Annotated in this window: 11 protein-coding genes and 1 pseudogene; 4 read left to right on the forward strand and 8 right to left on the reverse strand. The window is 44.2% G+C overall.

The window, feature by feature from the left end:
• Window positions 1–9 precede the first annotated feature (9 nt).
• Window positions 10–570 carry a capsular polysaccharide transcription antiterminator UpfY gene (gene upfY, locus KO473_RS03545; protein ID WP_077687899.1) on the reverse strand — a complete coding sequence of 187 codons (561 nt, stop codon included), beginning with the start codon at window positions 568–570 and terminating at the stop codon, window positions 10–12.
• 1,063 nt (window positions 571–1,633) lie between these two features.
• Between upfY and KO473_RS03550 the strand changes: the two genes are divergently transcribed.
• The gene (locus tag KO473_RS03550; RefSeq protein ID WP_005776294.1) at window positions 1,634–1,981 is read left to right on the forward strand and encodes an SH3 beta-barrel fold-containing protein; all 348 of its coding nucleotides are present in this window, start codon (window positions 1,634–1,636) and stop codon (window positions 1,979–1,981) included.
• A gap of 150 nt (window positions 1,982–2,131) precedes the next feature.
• A complete protein-coding gene (locus tag KO473_RS03555; protein ID WP_122130562.1) occupies window positions 2,132–3,046 on the forward strand; it encodes a DUF4373 domain-containing protein in 915 nt (304 codons plus the stop codon).
• Between the two features lie 305 nt (window positions 3,047–3,351).
• On the opposite strand, the pseudogene KO473_RS03560 reads toward KO473_RS03555, so the two are convergent.
• Window positions 3,352–3,750 (reverse strand): annotated as a pseudogene (locus KO473_RS03560) (type II toxin-antitoxin system HigA family antitoxin).
• A 459-nt stretch (window positions 3,751–4,209) separates the two neighbouring features.
• Complete coding sequence (locus tag KO473_RS03565) at window positions 4,210–5,199, reverse strand: lysylphosphatidylglycerol synthase transmembrane domain-containing protein (protein ID WP_122130568.1); 990 nt, start codon at window positions 5,197–5,199, stop codon at window positions 4,210–4,212.
• Between the two features lie 131 nt (window positions 5,200–5,330).
• Here KO473_RS03565 and aspT point away from each other — a divergent pair, with 131 nt between their 5' ends.
• Both aspT and aspD read left to right on the forward strand, forming a co-directional pair.
• Window positions 5,331–7,028, forward strand: a complete 1,698-nt coding sequence (gene aspT / locus KO473_RS03570; RefSeq protein ID WP_032543259.1) for an aspartate-alanine antiporter — start codon at window positions 5,331–5,333, stop codon at window positions 7,026–7,028.
• Window positions 7,029–7,069: 41 nt separating this feature from the next.
• Window positions 7,070–8,713 carry an aspartate 4-decarboxylase gene (gene aspD, locus KO473_RS03575; RefSeq protein WP_005809417.1) on the forward strand — a complete coding sequence of 548 codons (1,644 nt, stop codon included), beginning with the start codon at window positions 7,070–7,072 and terminating at the stop codon, window positions 8,711–8,713.
• On the opposite strand, the gene KO473_RS03580 is transcribed toward aspD, so the two are convergent.
• The 5 genes from KO473_RS03580 to KO473_RS03600 all read right to left on the reverse strand — a co-directional run bounded on the left by KO473_RS03580 (window position 8,702) and on the right by KO473_RS03600 (window position 17,146).
• Complete coding sequence (locus tag KO473_RS03580; RefSeq protein ID WP_005776288.1) at window positions 8,702–9,994, reverse strand: PAS domain-containing sensor histidine kinase; 1,293 nt, start codon at window positions 9,992–9,994, stop codon at window positions 8,702–8,704. The two genes, aspD and KO473_RS03580, sit on opposite strands and share 12 nt — an antisense overlap.
• A 43-nt stretch (window positions 9,995–10,037) precedes the next feature.
• Complete coding sequence (locus KO473_RS03585; protein WP_005776286.1) at window positions 10,038–11,387, reverse strand: sigma-54 dependent transcriptional regulator; 1,350 nt, start codon at window positions 11,385–11,387, stop codon at window positions 10,038–10,040.
• Window positions 11,388–11,439: 52 nt separating this feature from the next.
• Window positions 11,440–12,912 carry a TolC family protein gene (locus tag KO473_RS03590; RefSeq protein WP_005809422.1) on the reverse strand — a complete coding sequence of 491 codons (1,473 nt, stop codon included), beginning with the start codon at window positions 12,910–12,912 and terminating at the stop codon, window positions 11,440–11,442.
• A 280-nt stretch (window positions 12,913–13,192) separates the two neighbouring features.
• A complete protein-coding gene (locus KO473_RS03595) occupies window positions 13,193–15,805 on the reverse strand; it encodes an ATP-binding protein (RefSeq protein WP_005819164.1) in 2,613 nt (870 codons plus the stop codon).
• 96 nt (window positions 15,806–15,901) lie between these two features.
• Window positions 15,902–17,146: an FtsX-like permease family protein gene (locus KO473_RS03600; RefSeq protein WP_122130561.1), complete on the reverse strand. Its 1,245-nt coding sequence runs from the start codon at window positions 17,144–17,146 to the stop codon at window positions 15,902–15,904.
• Window positions 17,147–17,148 lie beyond the last annotated feature (2 nt).

The following is a 17,148-nucleotide window of genomic DNA, read 5'->3' on the forward strand; positions in this document are numbered from 1 at the left end:
CTTTTTATGTTATTTTTCGATGACAGGTTCGACCAATGAAGGATGGACAAAAGTGGTGGCGACAGCCATGACTCCTTCAATGGTGACTACGACACGACGGTCATTGCGGACACGGACAAACTCGCCCTCCACCCCCTCGAAAAGCCCCCCGGTGATACGCACACGGGTACCCTTGCGGATGTTCAACTCAGAAGGTTCGAAATAAAGCAGGGATTCATCATAATTCGCAGAGACAGCCATGAAATTACGCATTTGAGAATCAGGAACAATGATGGGACGATGGTATTCACGGTCCATAATGTAACGGATAGGAAGCGTGGTGCCCTTGCTTTCTTTGATGGCATCGATACAACTACGCGAGGAACGGACAAAAACCAGATTATGGACCGCAGGAACAAGCTTACGGACCCGACGCTCGTTTTTAATGGTATATTCGTAGTGCATGGGAATGAAATTCTCTATCCCCTCCGAATTGAGGTACTCCTGCAAAGCCAGTTCACGCCCGTAAGTGATACGCAAAGCATACCAGTTCAAAGCGGAAGAAGACAGGAGGGATTGAGAACGCTCCATCGAAGATTCGATAGATACGGATGTTGTCATGTCGTTCACGTCAGGATGTTCTTTGGGGACACCGGAGTAGCGAAGCATACCTCCCGGTCAAGTTATGTAATGCGGATTTTAATGAAAAATTCAGTGCATCCATGTTATTTAATGGAGGCAGAAAATAGTTATTTATTATAATAGCCTTTAAACGAGGGAATTGAAAACAAAAAGTGTTTCAATAGACGTTCGTTTAAAAACACATGATTTTTGTATATAAATCAGAAGAGAACAGAAAACAAAATCAGACAGATAATAAACTGTTTTTTGTTAATTCATAAATACCTGTGGTTTAAGATATTGGGATAACAATCAAAAGAGAAAAATCATTTTTTTTATTAAACATTTTGTAGTTCTAAAAATACCCCCTATCTTTGCGTTCAATTAAACGAACGTCTATTGAAACACTCACTTTTTCAATTAATATCATACTATATAACAAATAGTTATCTAATCAGAAGCGTTCATTTTCTCTTTAATTCCATCTTTACTTGCCTACCGATAGATTCCTTTCTACCTTTGCAACAAATTAACAACATTTAGTTATTAACAAAATAAAAGAAATTATGGACAAAGAAAAAGGATTATTTCAGATTGCAGACAAAAGTGTAAAAAAACACCATTAGCAAAGCACAACAATCTAATACAGAAACAGTTAAAGGAACAAGAGGCAGAAAGAAAGGAATACCAATACGTGGAATAATTTCGCATAAAGGAGAACTTATCAAAGCGTTGATAGAATCCTACATAGAAGATGCGAACATACAAAATATCAATACATGTCAGGCTTCACTCGCACGCTACATCAATGAAAAAAGACTAATCGGAAATATTAAAAACGGAGTATTTAAACCATTATCCATCAGTTCAATATTAGTCTATATCAGCAGCATTTGGGAAGAAGTGGAAAAGAATAGACAGCACAAACCCGCCATCCACAAAAATACGCACAATGAATTATGATAATCCGTCTTACATGAAACGCCCCCTATCTTCGTGGCGATAACAATTTATCAACTTAAAAAATATACGTATGAAACGGAAAAAAAGACCGGCATCACAGAGTGAAGCCATGAAACTGAGATGGAAAAAACGCATTGTCTTTGAGAAAGGATATACCGAACAATGTGCCGAATGGATGGCAGAGCGTCTGGAAGCATTAACAGACCACCTGCAATACGGGCACGCAGCCATCGCTTATCAGAAGCAGAACGGAGACTTCAGGTTGGTGAAAGCGACACTGATCTACTATGAAGCGGAATTCCACAAGAAGTATGATCCCACAAAAATAGAAGGCGCAGTAGTGTACTGGAATGTGGATGAACAACGGTGGACGACATTCCAGGTGGAGAACTTCATGGAATGGAGACCGATCGTATAGGGCGCCACCACAGATTACACGGATTTTCACAGATGAATGATTTCTATTTTGAGGAATCAAGTGAAAACGTCTTTGGGAATCCGGGTAATTTGTGGTGAATGTATTAATGTATTATTGAAAGTACAAACAACTAATCTAAAAAAAACAAATATGGCAACAATATATGACGGGATCAACTATTTCCCGGTGGGCGTAAACTTCATGGAAGAGAACGCAATGGAAGTGATAGAAGCTAAATACGGAATAAAGGGCCCGGCAATCGTACTGAAACTGCTGTGTAAAATATACAAGGAGGGATACTTCATCCGTTGGGATGAAGAGCAGTGCCTGATCTTTGCCAACAAGGCAGGAAGGGAGGTACAGGTCGCTGAGGTGCAGGGGATCATTGAGATCCTCTTTATCAAAGGGATAATGGACAAAAACAGTTATCTGGAAAACGGAATACTGACTTCGGAAAGTATACAAAAGGTATGGATGGAGGCGACAAAGCGGAGAAAGAGAGAGTTGTCGGAACTCCCCTACCTGATGGTGAAACCGGAAAAGGAAAACGATAAACCGGAAAAGGAAAGCGGCAAACCGGACAATGCATCCACACAACAGGAAATTGAACGACCCAAGCCGCTTAAAGAAGTAAAAGTAGCTGTCGGCACAGGAGACGTAACCGTTAGCCCGAGAAATGTAGTACACGATGTAGCCGTTAACGCAAAAAATGCATGCAATTCCGGACAAAGTAAAGTAAAGAAAAGTAGAGCAAAGGAAAATAAAGAATTACCCCCCTCAGCTCCCCCCGAGGGGAAGGAGGAAGAAAGGATGGAGGATTCTGTTTCTCTCCCGATACCGGGATACGCTTTCAATACGATGACACACAATTATCCGGGACTGACGGATACGCTCCAAAGATTGGGAATTAACGAGGTAAATGAAGTAAACGCCATTCTCAGGCTGTCGGACTATGGCAGAAAGGGAACGACGGTGTGGCGGCTGATTGCCAACACTTGCTGGAGTGACATAGGGGCAAAAGGAAGGTATCTGATAGCGGCACTAAACAAGGCGAAAAGAAGATAGCAGGGAGTATGAGTCCCCGATTTGTAGTTGACAAAAAAGCAAGTATATAGGCTTTTACCTAAGAAGGGATTCGGTGAAACAAAGAAGTAAAGAGTGTGCTTAACAAACTAAAACACAGTGCTTTTAAAGCATAAGATTTCTCTCGCCCAAAGCTTTATTTTAACACTACGTTAAAGCTTGTTCTTTAAATGCAAATAGCAAGTGTTTTAAATGCAAAAGGCTTGTTATTTGCACACAAGAATAAAATAACGGAGAAATGGCGTTAACAATGTTAATTGTTACGATATTATTCTCAGAGCAACATGCTACATAAATCCAGCCTTTTCATTTGCATGTATCATAACCCTCAATTTACCCCCCAACATTGCAGCGGGAGGAATATTCAATACCCGACAAAGCAAACGGGCTATTTTTTAAGTAGGCTCTGAACGTCCTGCAATATAATCATTCACCCGTGAAGGACTTATTCCAATCTCAATGGCAAGTTGCTTTTAGCTCATTCCTTTTTCTTCAAGATAAAATTCTATTAATTCTGCAACAGTTGTTTTTTTTATCGGATAATGTTCTTTTTCGTATGCAATAACTATGTCGGACATAACAGAGAGTTCTACTGCATTCTTATCATTCGCAGGGATATTATCAACTAAAGGAGTTCTTTTATAATACAGCCCCCCTAAGTAACAAAGAACTGTCAAAACTAGCATATCTCCTTTTGCGACACAAACCCCCGACTTTCTCAAATCAAGGCTTTGTTATTTCCCAAAGCATTTGTAACTTTAGGCATAAGTTTTTCATTATAGCAAAGATACCTTGCGACATTTGCTCCCGACATTTATGACGGGAACAAATTGTAAATTCAGCTTTTTCAGATGTTTACCCTTACATAAAACATATCCATTAGCCGATAACTCATCTGAATATTTTTCTAAATACTGTTCCATTGTCTACTCTTCTATTTCATAAAAATTTACAACATTTTTTTAGTCTATCTTTTTAGTTTTTATGCCCTGTGACAATAACGATTCTGCTTGGGATAATAATATCCCTATTATTACATCCTAATGACTACGAGAAGCAAATCCGATTTTCTAAACCAATTATCAAATCATCCCTCTTTATTTTATCGTTCAGATGCAGAACATCCCCACCCTTTCATCATTACTCTATCTCCGATTTCCTATCTTCATCAGCGCCAGCCCGATAACAATCCAGACCATCTCCCGCACCCGCGTAATCAGAGCAGCAAATACCCCATATGCTCCGGACAAAGACAAACCGGCTACCGCCAGGGCAAAGCCTCCTTCCCTGCCCCCTAATTGCATGGGAAGAAAGAAAAGCAGATTCGCCAGTAGGGAAGAGAAAGCGACGATCAGGATGCAACCGACAAAACTGACATCCGTAGTCAATACATTCAGAATCAACCAGACTTCGAGACACCCCACTATGCGAGCGGTATACTCTAAACTCAATGCCGAATAAAAGGTACTTTTTCGCTGTTGATGAAGCAGCGCTATCTGACTGTCTATAGTCTCCAGTTTTTCTTTATGAAGTTCCGCGAAGCGGACTGCGCGCTTCTTCAAAAAAGGGATATGACTACCCAGACGTACGCATGCCACAGCCATACCGTTCCGGTAGCCTTTGATAAAAAGAGTGACAAGTAAGAGGCAGAAGAGTGTGATCAACCCCAAGACAATGCCCATCCCCCAACCGACCGGATAAAAAAAGACATAAATCAATACCGAGCTGAGCCAGAAACAGAAATGCGAAAAAATATGCATCATCACATACAGGATGACCGAAGATGTGGCACGCTCCACTCCAACATAGGAGGTAAGCTCCATAATCCGGTAGGGTTCCCCTCCCATCAGTCCCACGGGAGTGACATAATTCAACGCAAAACCGGAAACCGTGAATTTATAGAGCCGGGCGAACGACAATGAATTCACCGGACCACTGCTACGAAGGATGATATACCACGAAAGGGTATTAATCAGATAGATGAAAAGCCAAAGGACCAGAACCAGCGGCAGATAAAATCCGGCACGCCGCAGGTTGTCCAGCAGTTCATCATAAGACACATCGAAAGTGAACAGCATGATGATGACGGCCAGGATGCCAAAGGCCAAAAACAAATTACGAAATTTACTCTTCAAAACAATATACAATTTAACGCATCAAAGATAACGTTAATAATTTATACAATGATATAAGAATAGCCCGTTTAACAAAACACTTTCTTGCACAAGCTGTTTTTAATGAGAATTTAAACCTAAACAAATTAACTATGGATTGGATTATTCATCAACTTAGGGTTCACCCCGAGCTTGCCATCTTTTTGACCCTTTTCGTAGGGTTTTGGATTGGCAAAATAAAAATCGGAAAGTTCAGCCTGGGTGTCGTTACAAGCGTATTGCTGGTAGGTGTCCTTGTGGGGCAATTGAACATTACGGTCGACGGCCCCATTAAATCTGTTTTCTTTTTACTCTTTTTATTCGCCATCGGCTATAAAGTCGGTCCGCAGTTTTTCCGGGGACTGAAAAAGGACGGACTCCCCCAAATGGGATTTGCTGCCATCATGTGTGTATTCTGTCTGATTATTCCCTGGATATTGGCTAAAATTATGGGTTACAATGTAGGGGAAGCAGCCGGATTACTGGCCGGTTCACAGACGATATCGGCTGTCATAGGCGTGGCAGGAGATACGATCAATGAACTAAACATATCTCCTGAAACAAAAGAGGCTTATAATAATATTATCCCGGTATCGTATGCCGTAACTTACATCTTCGGCACGGCGGGTTCGGCATGGGTATTGGGCTCTCTCGGCCCCAAGTTATTGGGCGGACTCGATAAAGTAAAAGCCGCCTGTAAAGAATTGGAGGCTAAAATGGGGAATAGCGAAGCGGATCAACCCGGCTTTATGCCCGCTGCACGTCCGGTGACTTTCCGGGCTTATAAAATAGATAATGAGTGGTTTGGTGACGGAAAACGGGTATCAGATCTTGAAAGCTATTTCCAGGAGAATGACAAGCACCTGTTTGTCGAACGTGTCAGACAAGCCGGAGTTATCGTAAAAGAAATCACCCCGACCCTGATTCTCAGGAAAGGGGATGAGGTGGTATTGAGTGGTCGCCGGGAATATGTTATCGGCGAGGAAGATTGGATCGGTCCCGAGGTACTGGATCCTCAGTTATTGGACTTTCCGGCTGAAGTATTGCCCGTCATGGTAACCCGGAAGACCTTTGCCGGAGAAAAAATAAGTTCAATACGTTCACAGAAATTCATGCACGGTGTCAGCATACGCCGTATCAAAAGGGCGGGTATCGATATACCGGTACTGCCGCAAACCATTGTGGATGCAGGTGATATTGTCGAATTGGTAGGGACCAAACACGAAGTGGATGAAGCTGCCAAGAAAATGGGATACGCCGACCGTCCAACCAACCAGACAGATATGATTTTCGTTGGTCTGGGTATTCTGATCGGAGGACTGATAGGTGCCCTGAGTATCCACATGGGTGGTGTCCCTATCAGTCTCAGCACCAGTGGGGGCGCATTGATCGGAGGATTGTTCTTTGGCTGGCTACGAAGCAAACATCCGACTTTCGGACGTATTCCCGAACCTGCTCTCTGGATACTGGACAACGTAGGTCTGAACATGTTTATTGCTGTCGTGGGCATCGCTGCAGGTCCCAGCTTCGTACAGGGATTCAAAGAAGTGGGGCTAAGCCTGTTCATTGTAGGCGCACTGGCTACTTCCATTCCTCTGATAGTAGGCATACTTATGGGAAAGTATCTCTTCAAATTCCACCCGGCACTGATATTGGGATGCACAGCAGGTGCACGTACTACTACCGCCGCATTAGGTGCCATCCAGGAAGCTGTCGAAAGCGAGACTCCCGCTTTAGGATATACAGTGACGTATGCTGTGGGAAATACTCTCCTGATTATCTGGGGAGTCGTAATTGTGTTACTCATGTAAAATAGATTTTGATATTAACTAAACATAACCCTGACATAATAATGAAAAGTAATGAAAACAACGGAGCAGTAACTAAAAGTTTTGCTAAAAAGATGGAGAGTATCAGTCCTTTCGAACTGAAAAACAGACTGATTGAAATGGCTGATGAGAGCATCAAAAAGATAGCTCATACCATGCTGAATGCCGGACGTGGAAACCCGAACTGGATTGCCACCACTCCACGTGAAGCTTTCTTCCTTTTAGGTAAATTCGGACTGGAAGAATGTCGGCACGTGATGTACTTGCCGGAAGGAATTGCCGGTATCCCGCAAAAAGACGGGATTGCCGCCCGCTTTGAGACTTTTCTCAAAACCAATCATAGCCAGCCGGGTGCGGAACTATTAAAAGGAACCTATCAATACATGTTACTGGAACATGCCGCAGACCCGGACACTCTTGTCCACGAATGGGCAGAAGGGGTAATAGGTGACCAATATCCGGTACCGGACCGCATCCTCCAGTTTACCGAGATGATTGTACAAGACTATCTGGCACAGGAAATGTGCGACAGTCGTCCGCCAAAGGGCAAATACGATTTGTTCGCCACCGAAGGCGGTACGGCAGCCATGTGCTACGTTTTCGACTCTCTGCAAGAAAACTTCCTGCTCAATAAAGGAGATGGAATCGCCTTGATGGTACCTGTCTTCACCCCCTATATTGAAATCCCTCAATTGAGACGCTATGAATTTAACGTTACGGAAATATCTGCGGACCAGATGACAGCAGACGGGCTGCACACCTGGCAATACAAAGACGAAGATATAGACCGCCTGAAAAACCCGCAGATCAAAGCACTCTTCATTACCAATCCCAGTAACCCGCCCAGTTATACACTGAGTCCTGAGACTGCCGCACGGATTGTAGATATCGTGAAGAAAGACAATCCGAACCTGATGATTATCACAGACGATGTATACGGTACATTCAGTCCGCATTTCCGCTCGCTGATGGCCGAACTGCCGCAAAATACTTTGTGCGTCTATTCCTTCTCCAAATATTTCGGGGCTACCGGATGGCGCGATGCCGTAATCGCTCTGCACGAAGAGAATATTTTTGACCGGATGATAGCCCACTTACCGGAAGAACAAAAGGCAATCCTCAATAAGCGTTACTCCAGTCTGACCCTTGCCCCCGAAAGATTAAAATTCATCGACCGCATGGTAGCCGACAGCCGCCAAGTGGCGCTCAATCATACAGCCGGATTGTCTCTGCCGCAACAGACGCAGATGAGCCTCTTCGCTTCCTTTGCCATACTGGATAAAGAGAACCGGTATAAAAACAAGATGCAGGAGATCATCCGGAGACGCCTGAAAGCTCTGTGGGATAATACCGGATTCTCACTGGTGGACGATCCGCTGCGTGTAGGATATTATAGTGAGATAGATATGCTGGTGTGGGCTAAGATATTCTACGGAGAAGAGTTTGTAGACTACCTCAAGAAAACGTACAGCCCATTGGATGTTGTTTTCCGCCTCGCCAACGAAACCTCATTGGTATTGCTGAACGGTGGCGGTTTTGCCGGACCGGAATGGAGCGTACGTGTATCACTTGCCAACCTGAATGAAAAGGATTATGTCAAAATAGGCCAGGGAATCAAACGGATACTGGATGAATATGCCCAGAGATGGCAGGAATCACGGAAATAAAATCCTGAATCTTGTCAGTCCGTCAGCGTATGTACGCAATGAAAACGTACAGCCATGACGGCTTAAAACTTCACGGATAAAGACCAGGCCGATACCTTGTCCGTTGGGTTTGGTAGAAAAGAAGGGACTGAAGAGCTTTGCTTCAGTCTCTTTTGTTATGCCGGGCCCATTGTCCACCACTTCGATAGCAGCAGGTGATGAGGTGCGGATGGTAATCTGACCGTCTTTCCCGATACTTTCAGCCGCATTTTTAATAATATTCACCAATACCTGCTCAAACAGGGAGGCGTCCAGTTTCACATCGTCCAATGATTCATCACATATCAGTTGTAACCGGATATTCCGGTCATTGCACATCCCCTCCATAAAGCGTTTGCAACTGAATGCAAGGTCATTCAGGTTGATCGGAGTAAGACGGGGATCGGGAATCTTCACCACGTCGGCAAAACGGGTAATGAAACGGCTCATAGAAAAACAACGTTCCGTACAGACACGCATCACATCACAAATATCTTCCATACCATCCGACTCAGACAATGCCTGTTCGACTGTATCCAGTGTAGAAGTAATCCCTGCCGTTGTATTATTCACTTCGTGCGCGATCATACGGATCACTTTCTCGTATGCCTTTTTCTCCGCTTTCATCACTTCGTCTGTCAATCCTTCCATCAGATAAAAAGGATGCTGGAAGCCGCGGTCCACAAACGAAGAATGAGTACATTTATAGATATTTGAATCATTCAGTCGCACGGTGCTGGTTTCTCCCTTCGGAATGGCAGCCAGTTCTATGGCAAGCGGCGAATCGATCTCGGACAGTTTCCTGCCTTCGGCTTCTTCCGGACGGACTCCCATCATCTTCATCGCCATCGGGTTTAGTTGGGATACCTCTTCATCCAGTGTCATAATGACAACACCCATAGGTGAAGCGTTAATCATCAGATCAAGAAAATGATTCTGTTCACGCAACCGGAGACGCTCGTTTTTTAGTTGATCCATCATACGGTTGAACACATTCACTACCCGATCGGCTTCCTGTTGACCGACGTGGCTCAGGCGGCTGCTGAAATCCTGTTCTCTCAAAAGTTCCATACCACTGCCAATCGTATTCATTGGTTTCACTATCTTCCGGTAAAACAAAATCAGATATAAAACGAGGAACAGCATCAACCCTTCTGCGATATAGAGATATTTCGCCACAATGGTTTCGGATACATAGAACAGAAAGCCCATGATGGAAAACAACAGAAAGATAAGTATGAAGAAAAATCCTTTTACCGGCATGTGATTGATGATTAACGATTAAAAAGTAATGATAAGCGACGAGTCACTTATCACTGATATCATATTTCTCCAAACGACGGTACAATGCCGCACGGCTGATACCTAACGCTGTAGCCACCTGGCTCAGGTTCCCTTTATAACGCTCCAATGCCTGAAGAATTGTCTGTCTTTCGATTTCATCGAGTGTCATTCCCGCAAACGAAGAGGCAGTTGACGTACTTTCATCATGTCGCTGGTACTGACTCTCGAAATCGGTTGCATCCAACACTTCCTTGCCACTGACCAGAATCGTACGCTCCACCAGATTTTTCAACTCACGGATATTGCCCGGAAAAGGCAAACGACTCAGGAAGTTCAATGCATCCGACGAAAACTCCGTACGGGGTAGGTTGTTGATCTCAGCCTGACGATCGGCAAAGTGTCTGGCGAGTAACGGTATATCCTCTCTGCGCTCTCTCAACGCAGGAAGTTTTATGGTTATCAGGTTAATGCGATAGAACAGATCTTCACGGAAAGTGTGTTCGCTTACCATCTTGGCCAAGTCGGCATTGGTAGCCGAAACAACCCGTATATCCGTCTTACGCGGACGGCTGTCACCCAGTACTTCAAAAGTCTGGTCCTGCAATACCCGCAACAGTTTCACCTGGCATGAGGGATCGAGATCGCCGATTTCATCCAGAAAAATAGTTCCTTTATTCGCCATCTCAAAACGCCCCATACGATCGGAAGTGGCATCTGTGAAGGCTCCTTTTTTATGACCGAACATCTCACTTTCAAACAGACTCTGGGATATTCCTCCAAGATTGACTTTCACAAAAGGCTGACGGGCACGCTGACTATTGATGTGGATAGCCTCGGCTATCAGTTCTTTACCGGTTCCGCTCTCACCGGTGATCAATACCGAAGCATTGGTTCGTGCAATACGAGCCACCGTATTCAACACCTCTGTCAATCCACGGCTCTTGCCAATAATATGGCTCCGGTTCAATGAACCGCTTTGCTCCTGAAGCGTATCCTTCGGAGTTGCAGTAAGCTCCAAAGCAGTCTCTATGCGTTGCAGCAATGCGGCATTATTCCAGGGCTTGGTGATAAAATCGAATGCACCGGCTTGCATTCCCTGTACGGCAAGTTGGATACTACCCCATGCAGTCATCAGAATTACAGGAACATCGGGACGAAATATCTTGACCTGCTTAAGAAGGGTCAATCCCTCTTCTCCGGAAGTGGAAAGTGTAAAATTCATATCCATCAAAATCAGAGAAGGAGCTTCCGAACGGACTACTTCCATCGCCTCACGCGGACCGGGTACAGTTACCACTTGGTAACCGGCACGTTTCAGCATGAAACTCAACGAGGAACGAACTCCACTATCATCATCTATAATTAAAAGCATAAGTGTTATTTTTTTGATTTGCAAAACTACTCTTTTTGGGGTTAAAACCAAACTAATTCTTCACAACATCATCAAAATCGGCTTCCAGTGGTGTATTATTCTGGAAGTCCCACAGCGTCAGACTGCGGAGCTGGTAAAAATAATACCAGTACCAGTAGAGTTCATTGATATGTTTCTGCCGGGCATCATCTTTCGAATTCTGGGCATCATTCAGGTCGAGTGTATTGATTTTACCTATCAGGAAAGTCTCGATACTGGTTTTATAACGCTGCTGTGCAATCTTATCCGCTTCATTGGCAATAGAAAGTTGCTGTGCCTGATTATTAAAATTCTCTACAAGCAGGAAGATGTCCTGATCAAAGTCAATTTGTTCTTTACGTATTTTGGATAAGGTAACTTCCCGGTTACTCTTGGCTACACGCACTTTTCCACGACGCTTTCCCCAATCAAGAATCGGAATCTTCACACCGACCTCTACCACTTGGTTATCGAGTAATTTTTGATAAGAAGCAGAGAAATCCTTATTCAGTCCGGTATATCCCACGTTTGCGAAAAGATCGATACTACGAAGATTGCCACGTGCGGTAGCCACTTCGTAATCAGCTTCCAACTGCCGGCGACGTATGTTATGAGCGAAAGAATTGCGCTCCAATGCTTTATTCAGCACTTTGTTGTATTCCATTTTAAGATCGGGTGCTGATTCCGGTATTACCGGCTCCAATACCTGATCATCTCCTATTGCCAGGAAAGAGCGCAACCGGAACATATTTGCATTCAGATTGCTCTGTGCATCGGTAACGGCAGCCCGAGCTTTCAATGCAGCCAGTTTCAATTGCAAAAGCTCATTTTCGGAAATTTGCCCCATCTTTCGTTTCGCTCCGGCCACCTCGTACAAGCGATCTGCATTTATCTGATTCTGGCGGGCGGTTCCCAGAGTTTCTTTAGCCAGCAGAAGATTAAAGAAGTAAGTGATCGCGTTCATGGTTACAGTCTCTGTAGCAGTGATAAAGGCTGCTTTTGCCTCTTCATAACGAACCGGCTCAATGCGGCGATTCCATTTCAGGTCATTCACTCCAAAGATAGGTTGAGTCAATTGTAAAGCGATAGGCACGGACATAAACTGCCGGTTTCCACCACTCCCCAGCTGTTTCACAAAGTCGAGTGAAGAAGACAGGGCTATCTTACCACCCGTAAACCAGATATTCTGATCAATGGAAAGCGTACCGTTCAGCCCTAACTTATTACTGCGGACAAAGGAGTAAGAGCCGTCTTCATTCTGATAACTGTTATATTGTTTTCCATAGCTTGGCAAAGTCCCGCTGAAATTTACTTCCGGCAACAAATCGGCACGGAACGTACGGTATTCCCAATAAGCTGTCTTCAACTCATTGAGAGCAACGGCTGCATCTACAGACTGTGTACGCGCCAATGCAATGGCTTCATTCAAGGTAATCTCCCGTGTTTCCTGTGCACTCAATGCCAACGAACAGAAGGCAAAAGCAGAGAGTAGAAAAGATCGTTTCATATAGAATTTGTTTATTTACCGGCAGAAAAGCAAACCCTGTGCCAAATATTGAGTGTTGCAGCGATCACTCCAACTCGCTATATAACATAAACATTCATTTGAAAGAGTTCAGTGTATGATAATCCTCACTCCACTTCCCTCTTGGTCACTCTTCACCTGTTCGTCATCCACCACTCCTTTTGTTCATCCTTCACCGTTTATCGTTCACCGTCTAAAATCAATCCTCCTTCTTCTGTCCGAAAATGAACAGTTTGTCCGCAGACGGACGCCCCCGGTGTACTTATTCACAAGTATCCGGCAAACGAACTGTGAAACGGGTTCCCTTTCCTTCCTTCGAAGTAACCGTGATGACTCCATTCAAACGTCCGATGATGGTTTGACAAATACTCAGTCCCAACCCGGCTCCCTGGGTAAAACTGTCGACTTTATAGAAACGTTCGAAGATATGCCTCAACCCATCTTCCGAAATACCTTTTCCGGTATCTTCTACAAAAATAGAAGTATATCCCGGCTCTTCCTCCGTATAACCGAATGTGATCGACCCTTGTGTTGTAAACTTGGCAGCATTGTTTATCAGGTTATTCACCACTTGTTGCAAGCGGACATTATCCGTCACCAGATATTTTTTACTATTCTCCGGCAACTTCAATACCAACCGGACTCCGGAAGGCATGTTCAACTGTTGTGAATCGTATACATTCTTCATCAATAACGGAAGATTGTGCCCGGCAAACTGGAAATCCATCGTACCGGACTCTATACGGGACAAATCGAGAATATCATTAATAAGTGCCAGTAACAGGCCACAGTTTTTATTGATTGTCTCAATAAACAACTTTACCTCCTCTTCGGTAAATCCACTGGTATCACTCAACAAATCGGAGAAGCCCACGATGGCATTCAGCGGTGTACGTATTTCGTGACTCATATTAGCAAGGAATGCCGATTTAAGCTTATCTGCCTGAAGTGCTTTATCGCGGGCTGCGGTTAATTGCTCTTCGGTAGTCTTATAGCGCTGTATACTCTGACATACGCCCAGAATGCTGTAAGGTGTGTCTGTCGTAAGTCCTGCAAGCACCGAAGTACGATATTCCCACCATTCGTATCTGCCGTCACCGCTAAGCTGGCGGAAACTCATACGGGTACTCTGGCTCAGACCTGCCAATGCACGGTTAAAGAGTTCGAACGCCAACTCCTGATCGTCTGGATGAACCATCCGGTCCATCTCATTCCGTGAAATGGTGGTCTTGTTCTCTGCAAACCCGAAGCGTACCAGAAAGCCCGCAGGAAAAGTAAATAAACCGGTACGGATATTATACTGCCAGGGATAGATGGAGCTTTCGTCCACCGCCATACTAAAGAAACGTTTTTGCATCTCTTCATCCGATATATTACGGGCCGAAAGGGCCATTCCGGTGATTTTACCATGTGCCCGGATAGGAACGATCTCACCCGAAACAGGAAAATAGCTGCCACTGTGGACTTCCTGCATAAACGAATTTTCGGGAATGACCACACTGCCCTCTTCAGTTACCACCCGCTCGAGCATGGAACGGAGAATCTCTTTACCATTATTGTAAATCTTGAAGATACTGCCTGCCGGTAATCCTTCATAAGGACGCGCGGCTTCATCCTTAGGCAAATGCAGCATTTTCAGTAAAGAACGATTCGTAAAATGAATACGGAGATCGGTATCGTACGTGATCACACCGTCACGGATAGAATGGAATACATTATCGAATTCATCACGTTGGGCAACCAACCGGTTTTGTATCAGTAAACGGGTCTGGGCATGGATGCGCCGACGGGATTCGCGGCGGTTAATGCGATACAGCCACACTATCAAAAACACCAGTAAAGCTAATATCGAGCTATACAGTAAGATATAGAGCAAACGATATTTCTCTCCGTATGGTTCGTTGATAATGGTTCCTCCAATAGCCTGCACCTGCTTGGGATTTACCTTGAAAAACACCAGCTGCTTGAAATCATACATAAAATTCAAGGGAGATTCAATAATCCCCACTTCCGAAGGAGTCTTCCCACGTAACACATCGGAAGCTGTCCGCCCCACCTCACGTGCAGAAGTATATGAATCGGCATCATAAGCCCCGAAGGCGCCATTAGTCAATGCAAGATTTTCACACGAAAAGAAAGGAGCTTTTGAATTACGTCCGATGAATGACATAAAAGGCGACCATTTAGGGGCAATAATCAGTGTTCTGTGCGTATTGCGCGGATAACATGTGGAAGCTATGATTTTGTTGGTTGTATCCGTTTGCGAATTATAGAAAGTTACCGTATATTCCGGATGCTCTTTCACAAAGCCATTCCATTCGTTCATAAAGTCGTCTCTTCCTTTAGAACTCAGAAGGCTGTTGTCAGAGATACAGACTACTTCCGTCCGACTCGGGAAAAGACGGTTCGCCTGCCTCAACAGCTCCCCGAAATCCGGATTTGCCGTATATCCACACACATTGGGTAACGAATCGATCAGACTGCCTTCCGGATATTTTATATTAAAAAAGACAACAGGCAACTGTAAAGGCAATGAATCCCCGCAAGTCAACAAAGTATGGAAAGCCTCGTCACTGACAGTAACAATCAAATCTGTTCCCCGTTCGCGGGCTCGTTCGCAGAAACGCCGCATAATAAGTTTCTCTGACTGATAAGTCCAGAAATTGGCATCCAGAAATTCTGTTGTCACATTCACTTTCAGTCCGGATTCGCTGAATCCTTCTTTCAATCCCTTGGCCAAATCGCCATGCCAAGGTGTTTCGGAAGCATACGACTGAATGAAAAGAACATTATAAACGCGTTCCGCAGCAGTGGATATTTCTGTGAGAAATAAAAAGATAGATATAAGAAATATAGTATACGATCGTCTGTTCATAGTAAAAAAACTGCGTTGTATCAGGATTATGGACGCAAATATACGTTATAATCTTGAAAACAACGCAGATAGATTACGATTTATTGCAATAAGCTTTTATTCCTCACGCAATGCTTCTGCCGGCTGGATTTTCATGGACTGACGGGCCGGGAACCAAATGCCGGCCAATATCATCAATGCCATCAACAGCAGAGTAATACATTCGCACAATACAAAACGCCCGACAGTGAACGTGGAGAATTGCCACGAAGGTGTCAGTTCGCTTTTGGCAATATAACAGTCAATGCCCAGTGCCAACGGAGTGACCAGAAGCAGCATGAACCAGCCTTCACTGAGCAAACGGAAAAAGACACTCTTCTTGCTGCCGCCTACCGCCATCATTAAAGCCATCTCTCCTTTACGCTGCTGCGTCCGGAACCAGAAAGTGCCCAACAATCCCAGGAAAATATTAAGCAGCAAAAAGCTCATCCCCACCAAATAGTTTCGTAAAGTATTCATATCGTCTAACTGGAAAGTACGACGAATATTCTGGAATGAATTTACTTTCGATAAAAAGACATTCCCCACTCTGTATTGGGATGGTGCGTCTTTCATTAACCGTTCGGCGAATCCGGCAGGTTCACCATCACTGGTACGCAGACAGATTTCATTGCCATATGCTAATTGATCCTCCCGCAATAATATTACTACCGACCGGCTATAGCAAGCGGCCGAAAAATCATCGTAACGAATCACTTCAAGTGCGGCAGACAACTTTGTACCCCGGGCTGTATCCTGATCCAAACAAAATTCTTTGCCAATATAATCTTTTAAGTCTATATGATAAGGGGATTCAAAAAGATTACGCGATGCCATAAAAGTACCCTCTTTCAGCAAAGCTCCCAATTGTTCCGGTGTTTCTCCGTTAGCTCCCCGATAACGGAATACACGGAAAAAGTCAGGGGTCACCCACCGCCGGATATTATACTTTCTTTCCATAGTATCCAGACGTACTTCCATACCACTGTTACTGCCATTGTAAGGAAAAGAATTTTGTGACATACTGACTGCCTCTACTCCGGGACGACGACGCAAACGATCTAATAACTCACGTATATCGGCATTATTTTCCTCTTCCGTACGGCCGGCTATATAATCGGGGCTTTTTTCCGTGAGATAATTAAATTCAACCCTGTAAGTATTCTCTATATCAAAACCACGAGGCTCAAAATAAGTATAAAGAGTGACAAACATATAGTCGACCACATACCAAAGCACAATACTTACTAACAGTAACTCCACGAACAACCACGCATTCGAACGCCGTTCATTAACTATTTGTTTTAATAATTTCTTATTCATCG

The sequence above is a fragment of the Bacteroides sp. HF-4919 genome (assembly GCF_018860125.1).